This window comes from Rhodopila sp. (assembly GCF_965277825.1).
In the GTDB taxonomy this organism is placed as follows: domain Bacteria; phylum Pseudomonadota; class Alphaproteobacteria; order Acetobacterales; family Acetobacteraceae; genus Rhodopila.
On sequence record NZ_OZ255846.1, the window covers coordinates 4,677,438 to 4,697,756 of the forward strand.

General features: G+C 68.4%; 19 protein-coding genes. 8 read left to right on the plus strand and 11 right to left on the minus strand.

The genetic code is table 11. From position 1 onward, the window contains the following. Positions 1 to 219 precede the first annotated feature (219 nt). The gene (locus tag ACQY4T_RS22555) at positions 220 to 1,089 is read right to left on the minus strand and encodes a DUF697 domain-containing protein (RefSeq protein WP_428535255.1); all 870 of its coding nucleotides are present in this window, start codon (positions 1,087 to 1,089) and stop codon (positions 220 to 222) included. Then, positions 1,089 to 2,414 (minus strand): YcjX family protein, encoded by a 1,326-nt coding sequence (locus tag ACQY4T_RS22560; RefSeq protein ID WP_428535257.1) that lies wholly within the window; start codon positions 2,412 to 2,414, stop codon positions 1,089 to 1,091. The genes ACQY4T_RS22555 and ACQY4T_RS22560 overlap by 1 nt, the downstream gene beginning before the upstream one ends. 238 nt (positions 2,415 to 2,652) lie before the next feature. Here ACQY4T_RS22560 and ACQY4T_RS22565 point away from each other — a divergent pair, with 238 nt between their 5' ends. Together ACQY4T_RS22565 and ACQY4T_RS22570 are read left to right on the plus strand one after the other, a co-directional pair. After that, positions 2,653 to 3,027, plus strand: a complete 375-nt coding sequence (locus ACQY4T_RS22565; RefSeq protein WP_428535259.1) for a PaaI family thioesterase — start codon at positions 2,653 to 2,655, stop codon at positions 3,025 to 3,027. Between the two features lie 100 nt (positions 3,028 to 3,127). Next, complete coding sequence (locus tag ACQY4T_RS22570; RefSeq protein ID WP_428535261.1) at positions 3,128 to 4,450, plus strand: MFS transporter; 1,323 nt, start codon at positions 3,128 to 3,130, stop codon at positions 4,448 to 4,450. A gap of 1 nt (position 4,451) precedes the next feature. Here the strand turns inward: ACQY4T_RS22570 and nusB are convergent, their stop codons facing one another. The 7 genes from nusB to glyA are packed head-to-tail and all read right to left on the minus strand — an operon-like array spanning position 4,452 to position 10,148. Further along, a complete protein-coding gene (nusB, locus tag ACQY4T_RS22575; protein WP_428535263.1) occupies positions 4,452 to 4,928 on the minus strand; it encodes a transcription antitermination factor NusB in 477 nt (158 codons plus the stop codon). 49 nt (positions 4,929 to 4,977) lie between these two features. Next, positions 4,978 to 5,460 carry a 6,7-dimethyl-8-ribityllumazine synthase gene (gene ribH / locus ACQY4T_RS22580; RefSeq protein WP_428535265.1) on the minus strand — a complete coding sequence of 161 codons (483 nt, stop codon included), beginning with the start codon at positions 5,458 to 5,460 and terminating at the stop codon, positions 4,978 to 4,980. Further along, a complete protein-coding gene (ribB, locus tag ACQY4T_RS22585) occupies positions 5,457 to 6,611 on the minus strand; it encodes a 3,4-dihydroxy-2-butanone-4-phosphate synthase (protein ID WP_428535267.1) in 1,155 nt (384 codons plus the stop codon). Before ribB ends, ribH begins: the two co-directional genes overlap by 4 nt. Continuing rightward, a complete protein-coding gene (locus ACQY4T_RS22590) occupies positions 6,611 to 7,216 on the minus strand; it encodes a riboflavin synthase (protein WP_428535269.1) in 606 nt (201 codons plus the stop codon). Before ACQY4T_RS22590 ends, ribB begins: the two co-directional genes overlap by 1 nt. Then, positions 7,198 to 8,373 carry a bifunctional diaminohydroxyphosphoribosylaminopyrimidine deaminase/5-amino-6-(5-phosphoribosylamino)uracil reductase RibD gene (gene ribD / locus ACQY4T_RS22595; protein WP_428535271.1) on the minus strand — a complete coding sequence of 392 codons (1,176 nt, stop codon included), beginning with the start codon at positions 8,371 to 8,373 and terminating at the stop codon, positions 7,198 to 7,200. Before ribD ends, ACQY4T_RS22590 begins: the two co-directional genes overlap by 19 nt. A 2-nt stretch (positions 8,374 to 8,375) precedes the next feature. Next, the gene (gene nrdR, locus ACQY4T_RS22600) at positions 8,376 to 8,837 is read right to left on the minus strand and encodes a transcriptional regulator NrdR (RefSeq protein ID WP_428535273.1); all 462 of its coding nucleotides are present in this window, start codon (positions 8,835 to 8,837) and stop codon (positions 8,376 to 8,378) included. A 6-nt stretch (positions 8,838 to 8,843) separates the two neighbouring features. Next, on the minus strand, positions 8,844 to 10,148 hold the full coding sequence (gene glyA, locus ACQY4T_RS22605) for a serine hydroxymethyltransferase (protein WP_428535275.1): 1,305 nt from the start codon (positions 10,146 to 10,148) through the stop codon (positions 8,844 to 8,846). A 200-nt stretch (positions 10,149 to 10,348) separates the two neighbouring features. Between glyA and tsaE the strand changes: the two genes are divergently transcribed. The 6 genes from tsaE to trxA are packed head-to-tail and all read left to right on the plus strand — an operon-like array spanning position 10,349 to position 19,679. Continuing rightward, positions 10,349 to 10,837, plus strand: coding sequence for a tRNA (adenosine(37)-N6)-threonylcarbamoyltransferase complex ATPase subunit type 1 TsaE (gene tsaE / locus ACQY4T_RS22610; RefSeq protein WP_428535277.1), 489 nt, complete (start codon positions 10,349 to 10,351; stop codon positions 10,835 to 10,837). Beyond that, complete coding sequence (locus tag ACQY4T_RS22615) at positions 10,834 to 11,841, plus strand: aminoglycoside phosphotransferase family protein (RefSeq protein ID WP_428535279.1); 1,008 nt, start codon at positions 10,834 to 10,836, stop codon at positions 11,839 to 11,841. The genes tsaE and ACQY4T_RS22615 overlap by 4 nt, the downstream gene beginning before the upstream one ends. After that, positions 11,841 to 12,584: a nucleotidyltransferase family protein gene (locus ACQY4T_RS22620; RefSeq protein WP_428535281.1), complete on the plus strand. Its 744-nt coding sequence runs from the start codon at positions 11,841 to 11,843 to the stop codon at positions 12,582 to 12,584. The genes ACQY4T_RS22615 and ACQY4T_RS22620 overlap by 1 nt, the downstream gene beginning before the upstream one ends. Next, positions 12,575 to 15,832, plus strand: coding sequence for a double-strand break repair protein AddB (gene addB, locus ACQY4T_RS22625; protein WP_428535283.1), 3,258 nt, complete (start codon positions 12,575 to 12,577; stop codon positions 15,830 to 15,832). Before ACQY4T_RS22620 ends, addB begins: the two co-directional genes overlap by 10 nt. Next, entirely contained in the window at positions 15,825 to 19,292 is a 3,468-nt protein-coding gene (addA, locus tag ACQY4T_RS22630; RefSeq protein ID WP_428535285.1) for a double-strand break repair helicase AddA, read from the plus strand. Before addB ends, addA begins: the two co-directional genes overlap by 8 nt. Before the next feature lie 54 nt (positions 19,293 to 19,346). Next, positions 19,347 to 19,679: a thioredoxin gene (gene trxA, locus ACQY4T_RS22635; RefSeq protein WP_428535287.1), complete on the plus strand. Its 333-nt coding sequence runs from the start codon at positions 19,347 to 19,349 to the stop codon at positions 19,677 to 19,679. 46 nt (positions 19,680 to 19,725) lie between these two features. Here trxA and ACQY4T_RS22640 read toward each other — a convergent pair whose 3' ends face one another. Further along, positions 19,726 to 19,983, minus strand: a complete 258-nt coding sequence (locus tag ACQY4T_RS22640) for a GlsB/YeaQ/YmgE family stress response membrane protein (protein ID WP_428535289.1) — start codon at positions 19,981 to 19,983, stop codon at positions 19,726 to 19,728. 81 nt (positions 19,984 to 20,064) lie between these two features. After that, entirely contained in the window at positions 20,065 to 20,295 is a 231-nt protein-coding gene (locus tag ACQY4T_RS22645; RefSeq protein ID WP_428535291.1) for a hypothetical protein, read from the minus strand. Positions 20,296 to 20,319 lie beyond the last annotated feature (24 nt).

Consider the following 20,319-nt stretch of genomic DNA (forward strand, 5'->3'; position numbering starts at 1 on the left):
GAAGGCGAAAACACCAGTACAGCGACGGTCGGCAGCTTGGAGAAGGAGCATGCGGCGGAGATAGGAGGGTCAAAGACGCAATCGGGGCGCGGCCACCGCAAGCATGCGGAGTGAGTGCGAAAGCGCCGCTGGGTGATCTGGATCACTACCGAGACTACCCATGACAATGTGATTTGTCATCAGCCAAGCTGGAACCGAGCAGCCACCCAGCCACGCCGGCTACGCGCGCGGCAGTGGCGAACACGCCGCGGCGGCGGCTCGGGCCAGCACGATCATCCGCCGCGCGGCCACACCGGCACCCGCGACGTCACCGGCCAGTTGGCGCAACAGCGGGTGGGCGATCACCGCATGGGTTGCCGCGTTGACGGCCATTTCTGTGGCCGCGACCCCGGCGGCGGCGAGGGCGGTCTTCTGCAGCAACGCGAGCGTTCCCAGCAGCCCCGGCCGCATGCCGTGCAGCGCCGCCACCCGCCGGATCAGCCGAACGCCGCACCAGCCCACGGTGAGCACATCGAGCGCCGGGGTCGGCGTCGCCGCGACGATCGCCACGCTCTGCAGCGCCGCGGTTCGTCCCAGCGCGTCGGTGGCATCGCGCAACGTCTGCTGCGGTCCGGCCCGCAAAAGAGCCAGTACCGACTCAGGGGTGTCGGCTGCCGCGACCGCCGGGCCGATCGCGGCGTGCTGCGGCAGGGCGTCGAGCCAGCGCCGAGCCGCGGTAGCCACCCGGTCGGCCTCGCCGCTGGCGATATCGGCGCGCAGTTGATCGACCCGGCGCAGCTTCGCCAGGCCGCTGAGTTCGCGGCCGATACCGACGCCGATGAGGCCGAAGCCGGCGACCAGCACGGCAACCCCCGCCCAGCCCAGCGCCCCCCAGCGATCGAACAGTTCGCTGACCAGCCAGGCTGCCCAGAGCAGCGGCATGCCGATGCCGACGACGACCGCTCCGATCAGCGCGGGCGGCAGGCGCCAGCGCACCGGGTCGGCGGCGGGCAGGATCATCGGCACCGCTTCGAGCCGAGGGGCGACCTCGGGTTCCAGTCTAAGGAACGGTTCGGGGGCGGCTTCCATTACCGAAGGTTGAGCGTCCATCACAGAACATCCGTCAGGAGAAAAGCGAGCAGACTGTCGAGGCCGAGTTGCGGTATGCCGCCGCGCCCGGCGTCGGGCAGGCGCATCGGCTCGAAGTCGGGCAGGGCGAGAAAGCGGTGTTGCCAGAACGCTGCGTCGGGCGGGTGGTCGGGCACCTCGCCGGGATAGAACCGCGCCGGCCTGGGCTCGCCGATGATGCGGCCGCGCACGGCTGAGACCGGACGCCCGGCCAGGGTTTCCACCACATCCTCGGTGCAGCGCACCGCGGCGACCGAGAAGACCGCCGAGGTCGCGCCGCCGTCCGGTATCCGCGTGACCCGTCGCATCAGCGCGGCGAGATTGGTGCGTTGGCGGGTGGCGATGTGATCGGCCTTGGTGGCGACGAAGGCGACGCGCCCGATCGATCGCGGCGGCAGTTGCAGGCGGGCGAAGGCGGCGAGCCATTCGGTCCAGGACCCATCCCAGCGCAGCGCGTCGGCCGCCGCGGCCAGCGCCGCCTGGGCGTCGGCGAAGGCAGACTGGCCCTGGTTCAGGGCGGACAGCAGATCGGTCAACACCACCAGCCCATCGAGATCACCGAACATCGGCGACATCAGATCGTGTCGCACGGTCTCGACATAGGCATTGAAGCGGCTCTGCATAAGGGTGGCCAGCGGGCTGCGTCCGGGCAGCGGGAAAAACTCGGTCCATGGTGGCGGGGCGCCGGGCGGCGGCATCAGGAACCGGCCAGGTTGCAGGAACGCCCAGCCGGCTTCATCACGCAGCCGCCGCAACAGATCGGTGTAGAGCCGGTGGCCGGTCGCGGTCAGTGCCTCGTCGGCCTTGGCCCCGGCGGGCAGGCCGCGGACGAAGGCCATGAACGGGCGGGCGATCTCGGCGATTTCGGCGGCCTCGAGACGGCGCAAGGTTGCCTCCGACCAGTCGGCGAAGTCCTGGCTGAGCAGCGGCAGATCGAGCAGCCATTCGCCCGGATAATCCAGGAACTCGAGGCGGCGGCGCTGCGCGGCGAACGGGGCCAGCAGGCCCTCCCTGGGCAGGTCGAGGTCAAGCGCGAGCAAGGATACCGCCATGGTTCGGGCCGGCCAGCGCGGCGGGTCGGCGGCAAGTGCTGCCATGTGGGAGGCGAAGTCGAAGCGCGGGATGGCCGATGCCGCGGCCGGCGCGACCGAGACCTGCAGCCGGCGGCCGCGCAGTTGTTCGGACAGCGCCGGAAGCGTCGGGCGTCCGGCCGACAGCACCAGCAGATTGGCGGCGACCGAGGTCAGCAACGCGGTCTTGCCCGACCGCGCCAAGCCGGTGATGCCAATGCGGACGGTGCTGCGCATTTGCAGCACATCGCTCGCCAGCCTAGTGGCACTGAGGATCGAGGCCGACACTCAGGCGGCCCAGGACCGAGGCGTGGTGATGGGGTTCACTGTCAGCAACCTTGATCTTCGCCGGCTCTCGGGACTCAAGCGGCACTTAAAACGGTTCGGCCGGCGCCGAAGCGAACCGTAGCGACGTGCAATGTCAATAGCGTCATTCTGAACCTGCGTCATTCTGAACTAAAGGGAGCTAAGACAAATGGCACAAATCGCTCAAGTCGACGTCGCCACATCTCCTCCGCCCGCACCCCTGCCGCGCGAAGCGGCCCGCACGCTGTCTGGTCTGGAGCAGGTGCGCGCCATGCGCGATGGCATTTTTGGCTTGGCTCCGATGCAGGCACTGATGAACATGCGCTTAATCGAGGCCGAGGACGGCATGGTCGCTTTCAGCGCTGTGCCGGAAGAGAAGCATTACAATCCGCGCGGTACTATACACGGTGCCTTCACCGCGGCAGTGCTCGACTCGGCAATGGGGCTCGCAGTGTTTACTAAGCTACCGGCCGGGTCTGCCCAGACAACGCTCGAGTTCAAATTGAATTCATTCGCCCGATGTCGGCACAAACCGGCGAGGTGAGGGGCGAAGGCCGCGTTGTCCATTGCGGCAAGACGATCGCGACCGCAGAGGGACTCCTGCTCGCTTCGGACGGCAAAATCATTGCTCACGGAAGCACCACGTGCATGGTGTTCCAGCCCTCAACAACATCATCGGGTCGAACAGGACCAAAGGCGTGAAGCTATGTCTTTCCGGTGATGCGCCAACGCTCGGACAGTTCCGGAACTCAGCAACCTTGACTACGACGCTACTGACTTTCGTTCTGGTGTCCAACCTCGTTCCACTGATGACGGTGCCGACCGTCCTGCCGGACATCCAGTTGAATTGGCGTCTTAGGGCCAGCCAAATCGGATGGGTCGGCGGCATCTATTTCGCCGGCTACGCCGTCGCTGCTCCAATTCTGGCTGGCGCTGCTGACCGCGTCGACGGCCGTTGGATATTGGCTGGATCATCCGTGCTCGGGTCTGCGGCCAGCTTCGCTTTTGGCGCCTATGCCGACGGCTTCTGGCTGGCGGTCGTATTGCGCTTTATCAGCGGTATTGCAGTGGCGGGCATTCACATGCCTGGCCTCAAGATGCTGACCGACCGAGTGCATGGACCGGCTCAAGTGCGTGCTACAGCCATCTACACATCAAGTTATGCCCTCGGCAACGCCGGCTCGGCTCTTATCGCCGGCGTAATCAGCTCCATGTTCGATTGGCGTGCGCCATTCTTCGCTGGAGGAGTGGGGGCCTTGCTAGCCATACCCGCACTCGGCCTGCTGCCAACAGGTCCCGAGCCCGGGCCAGTCGAACCTATACGCGGCGGATTACGGGCTTTGCTGCGCAATCACAAACTAATGGCCTATGTCGTTGGTTTCGCCGGCAATACTTGGGAGGTTTTCGCGATCCGTGTGTGGTTTGTGGCGTGCCTTTCCTGGACTGTCGGACTGCCTGGGAACCACATTGCGCTGCCGAGCCTCGGGGTTGTCGCCGGACTCGCGGCGCTGGTTGGCGTCCCGGTCAGTATCGGTGTCGCGGAGTTGGCTGTCAGATGGGACCGCACGCCTGTCATCATGGTGACCTGTCTGGCGTCGGTTTTGGTCTGCTTGGCACTAGCTGTGACGGCAGGGGGAAGCATCTTTCTTGTGCTTCCGCTTTTGGTGTTACTGCAAATCACGAGCTTCGCCGACGTTGGCGCGCTTTCCGCCGGTGCTATCGCTTCAACCACGCCGCTTCAGCGCGGTTCTGCTCTTGGGCTCTATGCGATGGTTGGGTTCAGCAGCGGCTTTCTTGGTCCGACTGTCACCGGATTCGTCCTCGGCTATTTTGGCGGCGTAGCGAGTGCTAGTGGTTGGGCTGGGGCCTTTGCGATCATGGGCCTCGGGTCTGCCGTCGCCGGTTTAGCGGTTTGGTTTGCACGATCAACGGAGTCGAGCGAGGCCAAGGGCATTCCCATCCCCTAGTTTAGAACTCCGCCTCCCGCAGCGACCGCGCCAGCCGGTCCAGCACCGCGTTCGCCAGGCCCGGTTCGGGGCCGGTGAAGAAGCCGCGGGCGATATCCACATACTCGTTGATCACCACCTTGGCCGGCGGCCCGTCGGTCATCGACAGTTCCGCAGCCCCGGCGCGCATCAGGGCGCGCAGCACCGGGTCGATCCGGCCCAGTGGCCAGTCGGCGGGAAGCGCGTCCACCAGCAGCGGGTCGATCACGTCCTGACGCCGCACCGCCTCGCGCACCACGCGGCTGAACAACGGCACCTCGGCGTCGGGGATGCGGCCGTCCTCGAAACCGTCCTGGCCTGCCAGCACGCCTAGACGGTGGCGCACGAACTGCTCGATCACCGCTTCGGCATTGTCACCGGCCTGTTCGGCCTGGAACAATGCCTGCACGGCGGCGACGCGGGACGCGGTGCGAGTGCGGGTCTTCGGCAGACGCCCCATCAGATTACGCCCGGTGTTGGACGGTGCTTGGCGGCGGAATGCGCCCGCATCAGGCCGCGCCGAGCCGGCGGGCGGCGTTGATCTGCAGCAGCGCCGCGGCGGCGGCTTCGGCGCCCTTGTTGTGGCCGTCCTGTCCTGAACGCGCCTCGGCCTGGCCGATGGTGTCGCAGGTCAGCAGGCCGGTGCCCAGGCAGAGACCGAACTGCAGGGCGACGGCCATGATGCCGTCCATTGTCGTGCGGCAGATGAAGTCGTAATGATCGGTCTCGCCCTTGACGATGCAGCCCAGCGCGATGAAGCCGTCGAATTTGCCGGTGCCGCGCAGCGCGATGCGGATCGCCTGTGGCAGTTCGAACGCGCCGGCCACGTCCAGAGTGTCGGCGGTGGCGCCGGCCTGGGTCAGGATGCGCTGGGCGCCCATGGTCAGTCCGTCGATCACGCCGCGATAGTACGGCGCGCGCACCACCAGCAGGTGCGGCGCCGGCCCGGTCACCGCCGGGGCGCTTGGCAGTTCGGCATCCTCGGTGCTCATCCCTCGTAGTCCACGCCGACGATGTTGGGGATCGGCCGCTGCTCGACGATGTTCAGGCCGTAGCCTTCCAGCCCGATCACGGTGCGGCGCCGGTTGGTCAGCAGGATCATGTTCTTGATCCCGAGGTCGAGCAGGATCTGCGCGCCGATGCCGTAATCGCGCAACTCACGCTGCGGTCGGGGTCCGCCGGCGGCCAATTGCTGGACCCGTTCGGCCAGCGCGGTGGGTCGGTGCTCGCGGATCATTACCACCACGCCGCGACCGGCCTTGCCGATCATGTGCATGGCGTTGTGGATGGCGATCCAGTGCGGCGACCCGGTCATGTCGTCGAGCAGGTCGATCGCGTGCATCCGCACCATGATCGGCTCAGGGCCCGAGACATTGCCCTTGATCAGAACCAGATGCTCCTGGTACTCGACGGTGTTGGCGTAGACCACGGCGCGCCATTCGCCGCCGGCGCTGTGCGCATAGGCGCCCTCGGCCACCTGACGCACCAGCCGTTCGGTCAGCCGGCGGTGCGCGATCAGGTCGGCGATGGTGCCCAGTTTCAGGTTGAAGTGCTGCGCGAAGCTGACCAGATCCGGCAGCCTCGCCATGGTGCCATCCTCGTTCATGATCTCGCAGATCACCGCGGATGGATTGAGCCCGGCCTTGAGGGCGATATCGACCGAAGCCTCGGTATGGCCGGCACGCACCAGGGTGCCGCCCTGACGCGCCACCAGCGGGAACACGTGGCCGGGGGTGGTGATGTCGTCGCGCGTGCTGTCGGGATTGATCGCCACCGCGATGGTGCGGGCGCGGTCGGCGGCGGAGATGCCGGTGGTGACGCCCTCGCGCGCCTCGATCGAGACGGTGAACGCGGTCTGGTGGCGGGTGCCGTTCTGCCGGCTCATCAGCGGCAGACCAAGTTTCTCGACCCGCTGGCGGGTCATCGCCAGGCAGATCAGGCCGCGCGCATGACGCGCCATGAAGTTGATCGCGTCCGGCGTGGCGAACTGTGCCGGGATCACCAGGTCGCCCTCGTTTTCGCGGTCCTCGTCATCGACCAGGATGAACATGCGGCCGTTGCGGGCTTCCTCCAGCAGGTCTTCGGCCGACGACAGATATTGCGACAGGTCGGCGGTCAAAAGCGGGTCCTTGAGGTCTTTCATCACGCGGTCTCCGCCAGGCGAGCGACGTAGCGCGCGAGGGTGTCGATCTCGATATTCACCGCATCGTTCGGCTGCAGCGTGCCGAACCCGGTGACCGAGGCGGTATGGGGAATGATGTTCACCCCGAAGGTATCGCCCCGCACCTCGTTCACAGTCAACGACACCCCGTCCACCGCGACGCTGCCCTTGACCGCGATCAGCCTGGACAGTTCGGCCGGCACCCGGAACAGCCAGCGGACCGAGGCATTTTCCGGCGTCGCCGTCAGCGCGGTTCCAACGCCATCGACATGACCCGACACCAGGTGGCCGCCAAGTTCGTCGCCGACCCGCAACGAGCGTTCCAGATTGACCCGCGAGCCGACGATCCAATGCCCCAGCTTGCTGTGCGCCAGGGTTTCCGCCGAGGCGTCGACGGCAAACCAGTCGGCACCGATTTCCACCGCCGTCAGGCAGCAGCCGGAACAGGCGATCGAGGCCCCTAGTGCCACCGGCGGGTCGGTCAGGAACGCCGGCGGCGTATCGATCAGCAGCCGCATGTCGCGGCCCTGGGCGATCGGGTCGATCGATCGAACATGGCCGAGCGCGGTTATGATGCCGGTGAACATGGTGGAAGCCTCGAATATTCGCTCAGCATGTCGTTGCCGATGACGGTTATGCAATCCCGCCGGAAGCGCGGCATGCGGTCAAGCGTCTCGGTGCCGAACGCCTGCACCGCCGGCCAGCCGTCGCCGCCCATTACCGACGGAGCATGGAACCAGGCGATGCGATCGACCAGATCGGCGCGCAACAACGCCGCCGCCAGCTTGGCGCCCCCCTCCACCAAGACCCGCGTCAGGCCGGCGCTGCCCAGCGCGGTCATCGCCGCGGCCAGGTCCACGCCGACGGAGGAACCTGGGATCTTGATCAGCTTGGCGCCGAGATCGACGAAGGCATCCTCGCGCGCCAGATTGGTGCCCTCGCGCAGCAGGAACCAGGTCGGCACGGTGGCAGCGGTGGTCAGCAGACGCGAGATCAGCGCGGTGCGCAGATGGCTGTCGGCGATGACGCGCACGTTGGGCGTGGGGCGGAAGCCGGGGATGCGGCAGGTCAGGTCGGGGTTGTCGGCCAGCACGGTGCCGACGCCGACCATGACCGCGTCGTGGCGCCCGCGCATGGCGTGGCCGAGGCGGCGCGCCGGGGTTTCGGTGATCCATTGGCTCTCGCCGCCATGGGTGGCGATGCGGCCGTCCAAGGTGGAGGCGAGTTTCAGCGTCACCATCGGGCGGCCGAGGCGGATCCGATAGTCGAAGCCGATCAGCGTGTCGAGCGCGTCGGCCTGCAGCAGGCCGGTTTCGACCGCGATGCCGGCGGTGCGAAGTTGTTCCAGCCCGCGACCGTTGACCCGGTCGTCCGGATCGGTGGCGCCAACTACGACCCGGCTGATGCCGGCGCCGATCAGCGCATCGGTGCAGGGTGGCGAGGCGCCGAAGTGGCAGCAGGGTTCCAGGGTGACGTAGGCGGTCGCGGCCTTGGCTTGGTCACCCGCCATTGCCAGCGCAACGGCCTCGGCGTGCGGGCGGCCGCCCGGTGCCGTCGTGCCGCGGCCGACCACGCGTCCGTCGCGCACGATGACGCAGCCGACCGACGGATTGGGCCACACGCTGCCCAGCCCCCGCCGCGCCAGCGCCAGCGCCGCCTGCATGTGCTGAGCATCGGCCGGGGGCAGGTCTGTCTGCCGCGCGCTTGGCACTAGCGAGGGCTGATCAGACCCGGCGCCCGCCATCGTTATTTCTCCGCCACGGCGCCGAGGCCGCCGACGAATTCCTCGAAATCCTTGGCCTCGCGGAAGTTGCGGTAGACGCTGGCGAAGCGGACGTAGGCTACCTTGTCCAGTTCCTTAAGCGTATCCATCACCAGTTCGCCGATCTGCTTGCTGGGGATGTCGCTGTCGCCCGACGCCTCCAACTGCCGCACCACGGAGTTGACGATGCGTTCGATCCGTTCCTCCTGGATCGGGCGTTTGCGCATCGAGATCCGGATCGAGCGGGCCAGCTTGTCGCGGTCGAACGGCACCCTTCGGCCATCGGCCTTGACCACGGTCAGTTCGCGCAACTGCACCCGCTCGATGGTGGTGAAGCGTTGGCCGCAATTGCCGCAGAAGCGGCGGCGGCGGATCGCGCCGTTATCCTCGGTGGGGCGGCTGTCCTTCACCTGGGTGTCGTCGAAGCCGCAGAACGGGCAGCGCATGGCGGATCAGCGGGCCGGGTAAAGTGGGAAGCGGGCGCATAGGTCCTTCACCCGCGCCGCGACCGCACGCTCCACGGCAGCGTTGGATCCGTCATTGGACCGGCCGAGCGGTTCCAGGACTTCGTTGATCATTAGACCGATGTCACGGAATTCGGCGGTGCCGAAGCCGCGCGTGGTGCCGGCCGGCGAGCCAAGGCGCACACCCGAGGTGATTGCCGGTTTTTCCGGATCGAACGGAATGGCGTTCTTGTTGGCGGTCATGTGGGCGCGTTCCAGGCTGGCCTCGGCGGCCTTGCCGGTGACCCGCTTGGGCCGCAGATCGACCAGCAGCAGATGGCTGTCGGTGCCGCCGCTGACGATATCGAGGCCTTGCTGGCGCAGGGTCTCGGCTAGCATCCTGGCATTGTCCTGCACTGCCTTCTGGTAGTCACGGAACTCCGGCCGCAGCGCCTCGGCGAAGGCGGCTGCCTTGCCGGCGATGACGTGCATCAGCGGGCCGCCCTGCAGGCCTGGGAAGACCGCCGAGTTGATCTTCTTGGCGATGTCGGCGTCGTTGGTCAGAACCATGCCGCCGCGCGGGCCGCGCAGCGTCTTGTGCGTCGTGGTGGTGACGACATGGGCGTGCGGCAACGGGCTGGGAAACAGCTCGGCGGCCACCAGCCCGGCGAAGTGGGCCATGTCCACCATGAAGTATGCCCCGACTTCATCGGCGACCTTGCGGATCCGGGGAAAATCGATGAAGCGCGGATAGGCCGAACCGCCGGCGATGATCAGCTTCGGGCGTTCGGCGCGGGTGAGTTGTTCCAGTTCGGCGTAATCCAGCAGCCCGTCTTCACGGCGCACGCCGTATTGTACCGGACGAAACCACTTGCCCGACAGGTTGGGCGCCGCGCCATGGGTCAGATGACCGCCGGCCGCGAGGCTCATGCCGAGCACGGTGTCGCCGGGTTGCAGCAGCGCCAGGAACACCGCCTGGTTGGCTTGCGCGCCGGAATGCGGCTGCACATTGGCGAAGGCGCAGCCGAACAGTTGCCTGGCGCGCTCGATCGCCAGGGTCTCGGCGACGTCGACGAAGCCGCAGCCGCCGTAGTAGCGCCGGCCGGGATAACCCTCGGCGTATTTGTTGGTCAGCACCGAACCTTGCGCTTCCAGCACGGCGGTGGAGACGATGTTCTCCGACGCGATCAGTTCGATGCCATCCTGCTGGCGAGTGGCCTCGGCGCGGATCGCCGCGGCAAGTTCGGGATCGGTTTCCGCCAGCGGGGCGGAGAAGAATCGCTGTGTGGCGGGGGTGGGGCTGGGATTGTTCATCGAACTTCCACGGGTCTCGGTTTGAGGTCGTGCTGTAGCATGAGGTGACCGAGCGACAAACCGGAACCGTTGGCGGCCGGACACCGAAAGCCGCCGGTGTCTCGTCGAATATCTGTGACAGAGGGCCGGAAACCGGCGCGGGGCCAGCCGACAAGAACACCTGTTGTATCCGACTCGGCCGCTAGTCCAAAATGGGGGGTATGTCCGCCCGGGTCATTGTTGCGCTGCCTGATCTTGCCGCCACCGAGACGCTGGCCGGATACCTGGCGTCGGTCGCGCGCCCCGGCGACTGCATTTTGCTCGAAGGTCCGCTGGGGGCTGGCAAGACCACGCTGGCCCGGGGCTTTCTGCGCGCCGCCGCCGGCGATCCGGCGATTGAGGTGCCAAGCCCGTCATTCACCCTGATGCAAAGCTACGACACCCGGATCGGTCCGGTGTTCCATTACGATCTGTGGCGCCTGGATGGGTCCGCCGCGTTGACCGAACTGGATTGGGAAGAGGCGCTGGATGGCGTCGTGCTGGTGGAGTGGCCGGACCGCTTAGGCAAACTTCGCCCCACCGACGCACTGACCGTCACCCTGCGGCTGATGCAAGGCGATGCGCGGCAGGCGGCGCTGGTGGGGTGGGACGACCGGCTGGCCTCGATGCCGCCGGGCCTGCTCGCCAGAGGGGAAAATCCGCCGGCATGACCCGCGACGACCTGATTGCCGCATTCCTGGCGCGTAATGGATACCCGCCGGCCGATATTGAACCGCTGGCCCAGGATGCCAGCCTGCGGCGCTATCTGCGGATTCGCGGTGACCGGCCGGCGGTGCTGATGGACGCCCCGCCGCCCGAGGATGTCGGCGCCTTCGTCCGTATCGCCGCCGATCTCAGCGGCATCGGGCTGTCGGTGCCGCTGATCCTGGCGGCTGATCAGGCGCGGGGCCTGGTGCTGGAGCAAGACCTCGGCGACGATCTGCTGTCGGTGCTGCTCGACCGCGGCGAAGCGCCGGAACCGCTGTTGGATGCCGCGGTGGATGCCCTGGTGGTGATGCAGCGCGCCGCCCCGACGGCGGGACTGCCGGAATGGGATGCGCCGACGATGGCGGCGACCGCGACGGCGACGTTGTTCGACTGGTGGTGGCCGGCGCAATACGGCGAACCCGCGCCCCAGGCGGCGCGTGACGACGTGGCGGCAGCCTTGGCGGCGATGCTGGAGCCGATTGCCGCCGGCCCACGCTGCTTCGTCCACCGCGACTACTTCGCCGGCAACCTGTTGCGACTGCCGGATAGCGGCATCGGCATCATCGACTTCCAGGGCGCGGCGTTGGGTCATCCCGCCTATGATCTGGTCTCGCTGCTGCAGGACGCGCGCCGCGACATCCCGCCGCCGTGTCGCCGGCGCGCGCTGGATCGCTATCTGGCCGCTCGGCCGGAACTCGATCCGCGACACTTCCTGGATGCGTTCGACGCCTGCGCGGCGCAACGCCATCTTCGCGTCGCCTGCCAATGGGTCCGGCTGGATCGGCGTGATCACAGGCCGCAGTATCTGGCGCACGGGCCGCGCACCTGGCGCCTGCTGGCCGACGCCCTGGCGCGCCCGGCGGCCGCACCGCTGGCGCTGGCGCTGGACCGCTGGATACCGTCGTCCGAACGCGGCAACCCGCCGGCTTCCGTTATGCCCGAGCTCGTCAGGTCAGGACCGCATTGATGACCCTCTGTCCACGCTCCGCCATGGTTCTGGCTGCCGGCCTGGGCAGCCGCATGCGGCCGCTGACTGACACCACGGCGAAACCGCTGTTACGGCTGGGTGGCCGAGCGCTGCTGGACCACGCGCTGGATCACCTGGTGGACGCCGGGGTGGAAAGTGTGGCGGTGAACGCTCACTGGCAGGCCGACGCGGTGGAGGCGCATCTGCGGCAGCGGCCGACGCCGCCACGCACCTTGCTGCTGCGTGAGGAACACCTGCTGGAAACCGGCGGCGGGGTGCGGGCGGCCCGCGCGGTGCTTGGCGACGATCCGTTCTTTGTTGTCAACGGCGATGCGTTCTGGCTGAACGGGCCGATCTCCGCGTTGCTCCGGCTGGCGGCGATGTTCGACGACGCGGTCGATGCCGTGCTGCTGGTGCATCGCACGTCACACGTCCACGCCGATGTCGGTCGGGGCGACTTCTCGCTGGACAAATGGGGGACACCGCGGCGGCGCGGTGAGCGCGAGGTGGTGCCCTATATCTATGCCGGCGTGCAACTGATCCACCCGCGTCTGCTGCACGGCATGCCGGACGGCGCGTTCAGCATGAACCGCGCATGGGACATCGCCCTGGCGGCCGGCCGACTGCGCGCCGTGGTGCACGACGGCATCTGGTTTCATCTGTCGACCCCTGCCGATCTGGCTGAGGCGGAACAGATCCTCGAGGCCAGGGTCACCGGCGATGCGATGTGGCCGTGGCATTGAACCTGTTCGCCGTCCCGCCGCATGTCGCGTTCCTGGATGCACTGGCGAGCGGCTGGCTGGCGCGTTGTCGGTGCCGCGCCGCGGGCGATGATCCACTGGGCGCCAGCCGCGGGCTGATCCTGCTGCCGACCCGGCGGTCGGCCCGCGCGCTGGCTCAGGCGTTTCTGCGGGTGGCCGACGGGCGTCCGTTGCTGTTGCCTCGGATCGTGGCGCTGGGCGCGCTGGACGAGACCCCGCTGGCGCTTGCCGGTGCGTTGGACCTGCCGCCGGCGGTGGACCCGATGCAGCGGCTGGCGGCGCTGACCGCTTTGATCCTGGCGCTGCGCGGTGACGGCGGGGCGCCGCGCAGCGCCGACCGCGCCTGGCTGCTGGCCGGCGAACTCGCCGCGCTGATGGACGAGGCGGAGCGTGCCGAAATCGACCTCGCCGTTCGGTTGCCCGACGCCGCCGATCCGGAATACGCCGCGCACTGGGCGCGGACGCTGAAGTTCCTGCATATCGTGACCGGTATCTGGCCGACCTGGCTGGCCGATAACGCGGTGATGAACCCGGCCGCGCGACAGGTGGCGCTGCTGGCGGCGCAAGCGCGCGAATGGCAGGGTAGCCCGCCGGCCGATCCGGTGCTCATCGCCGGCACCACCGCCGGTATCCCCGCGGTGGCGCGGCTGCTGCGGGTGGTGGCGCGGATGCCCAACGGGCAGGTGGTGCTGCCGCAGTTGGACCTTGGAATGGCGCAGGCGGCCTGGGACGAACTGGAGCCATCGCACGCCCAGGCCGGTTTGGCCCGCCTGCTGGTCGATCTGGACGCGACCCGCGGCGATGTGCGGCCATGGGACAGCGGCCTCGGAACCGAGGTTTCGGGCGATTTCGGTGCGGCCGGGGTTCCGCGCGATCGAGCCGCCATTCCGCCGGCGCGGTTCGCGGTGTTGTCGCGCGCGCTGCTGCCGGCTGCCGCGCTGCATGACTGGATGGATCGCGCGCCTGTTGGGGTGGACGGGCTGTCGCGGCTGCGCGCCGCGGATCAGCAGCAGGAGGCGCTGGCAATCGCGCTGGTACTGCGTCAGGGACTGGAAACACCGGGCGCCAGTGCCGCGCTGGTGACGCCGGACCGCGATCTCGCCGGAAGGGTGGCGGCCGCGCTGCAGCGCTTCGGCATCGTCGCCGATGACAGCGCCGGGGAGCCGCTGGCCGATACCCCTCCGGGCGTATTCCTGCGCCTGTTGGTGCGCGCGGTTGCCGAGGAACTGGCGCCGGTGCCGCTATTGGCACTCCTGAAGCATCCGCTTTCGGCCGCCGGCATCAGTCCGATCGCCTGCCGTGACGCGGCTCGCAGGCTGGAGACGCTGTGCTTGCGCGGGCCGCGGCCGAATCACGGCATCGCCGGCCTGCGCCTGCGCGCCGAATTGGGGGGTGCCTCGATCGCAGGATTCCTGGCGCGGCTGGAGGTTTGCCTTGCACCGCTGCTGCGGATCGACGCGGCGATGGAGATCGCGCCCAAAGAGGCGCTAGGCGCGGTCATCGAAGCCGCCGAACACTTGGCCGCGACAAACGACACACCAGGGCCGGCACGGCTTTGGGCGGGGGAGGAAGGCGAGGCTTTGGCGACCCGGCTGGCGGCGGTGCGCGACGCAGTGCGGCTGATGCCCGACCTCAGGCGCGGCGTGCTGCCCGGATTGCTCGACGCGATCCTTGAGGGCGAGGTGGTGCGCAGCCGGCGCGCGGTGCGTGGACGCGGCGGCACCGAGCATCCGCGCATCTTCATATGGGGCTTGCTGGAGGCTCGGCTGCAGTCGGTCGATGTCGCGGTGCTTGGTGGCCTGGCCGAAGGGGTCTGGCCGCCGATCGCCGAACCGGGTCCGTGGCTGTCGCGGCCGATGCGCGAGCGGGTCGGTCTGCCGGCGCCGGAGCAGGCGGTGGGGCAGGCCGCGCACGATTTCCTGGCTGCCTGCTGCCTGGCGCCGAAGGTCGTGCTGTCCTGCCCGGTGCGCCGCGACAACGCCCCGGCGGTGCCGGCGCGCTGGCTGACGCGGCTCGACATGTTCCTTGCCGGCCGGGCGCCGTTGCCCGATGCCCAGTCGAGGCCCGAGCAACCCGCGGCGCCATGGTCGGGCAATCCCGCCGCGTCCCCGGGGCAATGCAAGCCTCCTGGGTCGTGCGCTCTCCCCACGTCCCGGCCGGGCTGGGTCCGGCCATCTACGCCTGGTGTCGCTGACACGGGCAAAGTCGTGGGTGGCCGGGCCGGGCTCGGCCATGACACAATGGCAGAGCCCGGCCATGACGTTGCTGCGGCAATTCAAGCCCTCCCCGAACACCAAGCGGTTGCCTGGGCGCGGGCGATCGATCTGCCGGTTGGATCGCCTGCCCCGGTGCGCCCGCCACGGCCATGCCCACCGGTGGCCAAGCGGCCCCGCCAGCTCAGCGTCACCGCGATCGAGACCTGGCTGCGCGATCCCTACGCCATCCACGCCCGTTTCATCCTGCGCCTTAGGGCGTTGAAGCCGCTGGATGAAGCCACCGACGCCGCGGACTACGGATCGCTGGTGCATGACGGCTTGCACCGCTTCCTGCGTCGGCACGGAGCCGCGTGGCCCGCCGACGCCGGCAGCGAACTCCGTCTCGGCATGGCCCAGGCGCTCGGCGCGGCCGGCCTGCGGCAAGCGCTGGTGGCGTGGTGGTCACCGCGGCTGGAACGCATCGCCGACTGGGTGGCGGACACCGAGGCCGAACGCCGGGCCACCCGCGCGCCGGTGGCGATCGCCACCGAGGCCCAGGGCGCGATCGAGCTGTTGCGTCCCGGCGGGCAGTTCCGCCTGACCGGGCGGCCCGACCGGATCGAGCGTTACGACGACGCGTCGCTGGCGATCCTTGACTACAAGACCGGGACCCCGCCCAGCCAAAAGGATGTCGAGGCCGGTCTGGCACCGCAGTTGCTGCTGGAGGCGGCGATGGCGCTGGATGGCGGCTTCGGACCCGACCTGCGCGGCACCACCGCGACGCTGTTGTATTGGCGCCTGTCGGGCGGCCTCGATCCCGGCGAGTCGATTTCGCTGTATCGCAAGAGCCCAGGCGCGATCCCCGACGCGGTGATCGATGCCAGGGACCACCTGTGCGCCCTGATCGATGCGTTCGACCAGCCGGACCGGGCCTATCTGTCGCGCCCGCATCCTGGCCTGGCGCCGCGGTTCTCCGACTACGAGCAACTCGCTCGGGTGGCCGAATGGTCGGCGGCGGGACAAGACGATGACTGAGACCGCGCGCCAGCGCGCCAACCGCGAGCAACTGGTTGCGTCCGATCCAGCGGTGTCGGCGTTCGTCGCCGCTTCGGCCGGTTCGGGCAAGACCAAGCTGCTGACTGATCGGCTGTTGCGGCTGATGCTGACCGGCGCGGTGCCGCAACGCATCCAGTGCCTGACCTTCACCAAGGCGGCGGCGGCGGAAATGGCCTTGCGACTGCAGCGCAAGCTGGGAAGCTGGGTCACCATGGCGCAAGGCCAACTGGAAGCCGAACTGACCCGCCTGCGCGTGTCGCCCAGCGAAACCAACTGCCAAACCGCGCGGGCGCTGTTCGCCCGCGTGCTGGACCTGCCGGGCGGCATGCGGATCGGCACCATCCACGCCTTCAGCCAGTCGCTGCTGCGCCGGTTTCCGCTGGAGGCGGCGATCTCGCCGCATTTCCAACTGGTCGATGACCGCGACGCCGACGACGCGCTGACCGAGGCGCGCGAGGACATGCTGACCAATGCCGGCTCCGGGCCGATGCAGCAGGCGCTGCGAAGCCTGGCCGGGCTGGCCTCGGCCGAGGCGTTCGGCGGCCATGTCAAGACCTTGCAGTCCGACCGCCCGCGGCTGGAGGCGGCGCTGGCGCTGGGCGAGGACCTGCAGCGCGCGCAACGCCGAGTATTGGGTGTGTCCGCGCCCGACGAGGACTCGCTGCTGGCCGAGGCGGTGAACTGGCTGGGCGAAGCCGCGCTGCGTGATGCGGCCCGTCAGGTGCTGGCCAACAGCGCGCCGACGATCGCCGCGCGCGCCGGCGGGATCCTGGACTGGCTGGCCCAGGATAGGCAGCGTCGGCAGGTCACCTGGGCCGACTGGTGCGGCCTGTTCCTGAAGCAGGACGGCCAGCCGTTCGTCGCGTCCACCTTGGTCGGCAAATCGTTCAGCACCACGCCGTCGGTGGTAGACCGCTATCTGGAGGAAGCCGACCGCATCGCCGGCATCGAGGATCAGCGCCGCGCGATCCGCCTGGCGGCGGTTTCCAGCGCGCTGGCGCTACTGGCCGGGCCGGTGTCACGCGGCTACACCCAGCGCAAGGACGACGCCGGGCTGCTGGATTACGACGACCTGATCGACCGCACCCGCACGCTGCTGTTCGATCCCGGCGCCGCGTGGGTGCTGTACAAGCTCGACGGCGGGCTGGACCACCTGCTGCTGGACGAGGTGCAGGACACCGCGCCGCAGCAATGGCGCATCGCCCACGCGCTGACCGAGGAATTTTTCGCCGCCGCCCAGGATCGGCCGCGCACGGTGTTCGCGGTGGGAGACCGCAAACAGTCGATCTATTCCTTCCAGGGCGCCGACACGGCGGAATTCGACCGCTCGCACGACGAACTGACGCACCGGGTGCGGCGCGGCGGCCAGGTGTTCCGCGATGTCGGGCTGGACGTGTCGTTCCGATCCACCGCGCCGGTGCTGGCCCTGGTGGACGCGGTGTTCGCCGATCCGCTGGCGCGACCGGGTGTCGTCGCGTCGGGCGAGACCCTGACGCATTACGCCGACCGCGCCGGCCATGGCGGGCTGGTCGAACTCTGGCCACTGGCGCCGGTGGCCGATCCCGCACCGCACCGGCCGTGGACGGTGCCGGAGCAGAACCAGTCGCAGACCTCGGCGCGCCAGAGGCTGGCCGACACGCTGGCCGACTGGATCCGCGCCCAGACCGATGGGTCTGTGCTGCTTGAAAGCAAGGGCCGCCCGCTCGCCGCCGGGGACGTGCTGATCCTGGTTCGGCGGCGCGACGCGTTCGCCCGCATGTTGTTGCGCGCGCTGAAAGCCCGCGATGTGCCGGTGGCCGGTCTGGACCGGATGATGCTGACCGAACAGCCGGCGGTGCAGGATCTGATGGCGCTGGGCGACGCGTTGCTGCTGGCGTCGGACGACCTGACCTTCGGCTGCCTGCTGACCAGCCCGCTCGGCGGCCTGACCGACAACGACCTGTGCGAACTGGCGATCGACCGCCCCGGCTCGCTTTGGGACGCGGTGCGCGCACGGGCCGATGAACGTCCGGCGTGGCGCCAAGCGGTCGATTTCTTCAGTCTGTTGCTGACCCGCGTCGATTACGTCTCGCCCTACGCGCTTTTCGCCGAGGCACTCGGACCGCTCGGTGGACGGGCCCGGCTGTTCGGCCGCCTCGGGCCTGAGGCAGCCGAACCGATCGATGAACTGCTGAATGCCGCGCTGACCTACGCCCATCGCCACCCGGCTTCGCTACAGGGCTTTCTGCAGTGGCTGCGCCGGTCCGGTGCCGAGGTGAAGCGAGAGGCCGAGGCTGCCGGCAACATGGTGCGGATCATGACGGTACATGGCGCCAAAGGCCTGCAGGCGCCGCTGGTGATCGTGCCGGACACGTCAGCACTGCCGCCGGACGATGGCTCGATCGTCTGGGCCGACGACGCGCACACCGCGCGCGCCGTGCCGCTGTGGCTGCCACGCAGGGAGTTCCGCTGCGCCGCGCTGGATCGGCTGCGCGCCGCCGGCCGCGAGCGGCGGATGGAGGAGCACAATCGGCTGCTCTACGTGGCGATGACCCGAGCCGAGGACCGACTGCTGGTGTGCGGCTGGCAGAATCGCAACGCGACGAAGGACAATTGCTGGCACGACCTGGTGCGGCGCGGATTCGAGGCAGCCGGTGCCGAACGCGAGACGTTCGCTGCGTGGGCCGGCGAGCGGCTGTGGCTGCGCGCGGCTCAGGCAATCCCGGCGGAGCGTCCGCCGCTGGCACCAGCAGCGCAGAATGCCGGCGAGCTGCCAAACTGGATGGGCGCCGCTCCGGCGTGGCTGCCCGCGCCCCCTCCGGCGGAACCGCTGCGACCGATGCCGTTAGCGCCAAGCCGGCCGGACGGTGTCGAGCTTGGGCCGATCCCGGCCGCCGATTCGCCGCTGGCAGACCGCGATGCGGGCGCCGACCGGTTTCGCCGCGGCCAGTTGATCCATGCACTGCTGCAGCATCTGCCGGCGGTGCCGGCCGAAGCGCGGCGGGCGGCGGCGATCCGCTTCCTGGACAAGCCGGGACATCGCATCGCGGCCGGTGAGCCGGAACGCATCGCCGACGAAGTTCTGGCGGTGATGGCGCATCCCGAGCTGGCGGCGCTATTTGGACCAGGAAGCCGCGCCGAGGTGCCGTTGACAGGTGTGATCGCTGATCAGGTGATCGGCGGCCTGGTCGATCGGCTGGTGGTGCTGGCCGATCAGGTGCTGGTCGCCGACTTCAAGACCAACCGGCGGCCGCCTGCCCGGGTGCAAGATACGCCGGTGCTCTACCTGCGGCAGATGGCGTCATACCGGGCGGTGTTGCGGGCGATCTTTCCGCGTCAGGCGGTGCGATGCGGGCTGATCTGGACGCGCGAGGCTGGGGTTTCGATGCTTTCCGACGAGATGCTCGATCCGCACGATCCCGGCCACGCCCACCCCGGCCATGCGGCTGACGCGGCTTGACCGCGGTGACCGCGCGTCCCACCTTTTGCGCAAGTGAAATCCCAGGAGCTCCTGATGAGCGCGAACACAGTTCCAGTAACCGATAAAAGCTTCGACGCCGATGTGGTTCAAGCCAGCAAGGCCGGGCCAGTGCTGGTTGACTTCTGGGCGGAATGGTGCGGCCCGTGCAAGATTATAGGGCCGGCGCTGGAAGAACTGGCGGGTGAGTTCGCCGGCAGGTTGACGGTTGCGAAGGTGGATATCGACAACAATCCGGCCTCGCCCAACCAATTCGCGGTGCGCGGGATTCCGACGCTGATCCTGTTCAAGGACGGCAAGCCGGCGGCGACCCAAGTCGGCGCTCTGCCGAAGAGCAAGCTGAAGGACTGGATCGCCGGCAACATCTGATTGCAAGCACCTTCGGCCGGCGCCGGAAGACCGGCGCCGGGATTGTTCAGATAGCGCGTCGTCCAGCGATCGCGTGATATATCACCAGGACTACCACCGCGCCAATAACTGCCACGATAAGGCTGTAAATGTTCAGTCCGGTGACCCCAACGGCGCCGAACGTGTTGAACAGGAATCCGCCGACCACCGCGCCGACGATGCCGAGGACGAGGTCAAGAATGAGGCCCTCCCCGGACTTGTTGACCAGCTTGCTGGCGATGAAGCCGGCAATCAGGCCCAGAATGAGCCAGGCAATAATCGACATGGTGATTTCCTCTTGCGGTTGGGCAGTCGTTGCTTTCCCGCGGATGCGGGGTGTGAGTCTTCGGACTGAAAGCGATGGGGTCTAGTCGCGGCTTGGAATAATCGAGGCGAGCGCGTAGGCCAAGCCCCCTGCGATCAGAAGCGAGATCAGCGGCTGCTGTTCCACCTGCTGGGTCAAGGATTGCTTGGCGCCACGCGCCTGCCCCACCGCGCTATCAAGTGCATCATGGGCGTCGCCAGCGACCTGACGGGCTCTTTCCTCAAAGATCAGCGCGGTCAGCGCCAGTGTGGCCAGGGCCAGCAGGGGTTTCATCGAGTGCTCCTAGGTCCAGGGCTG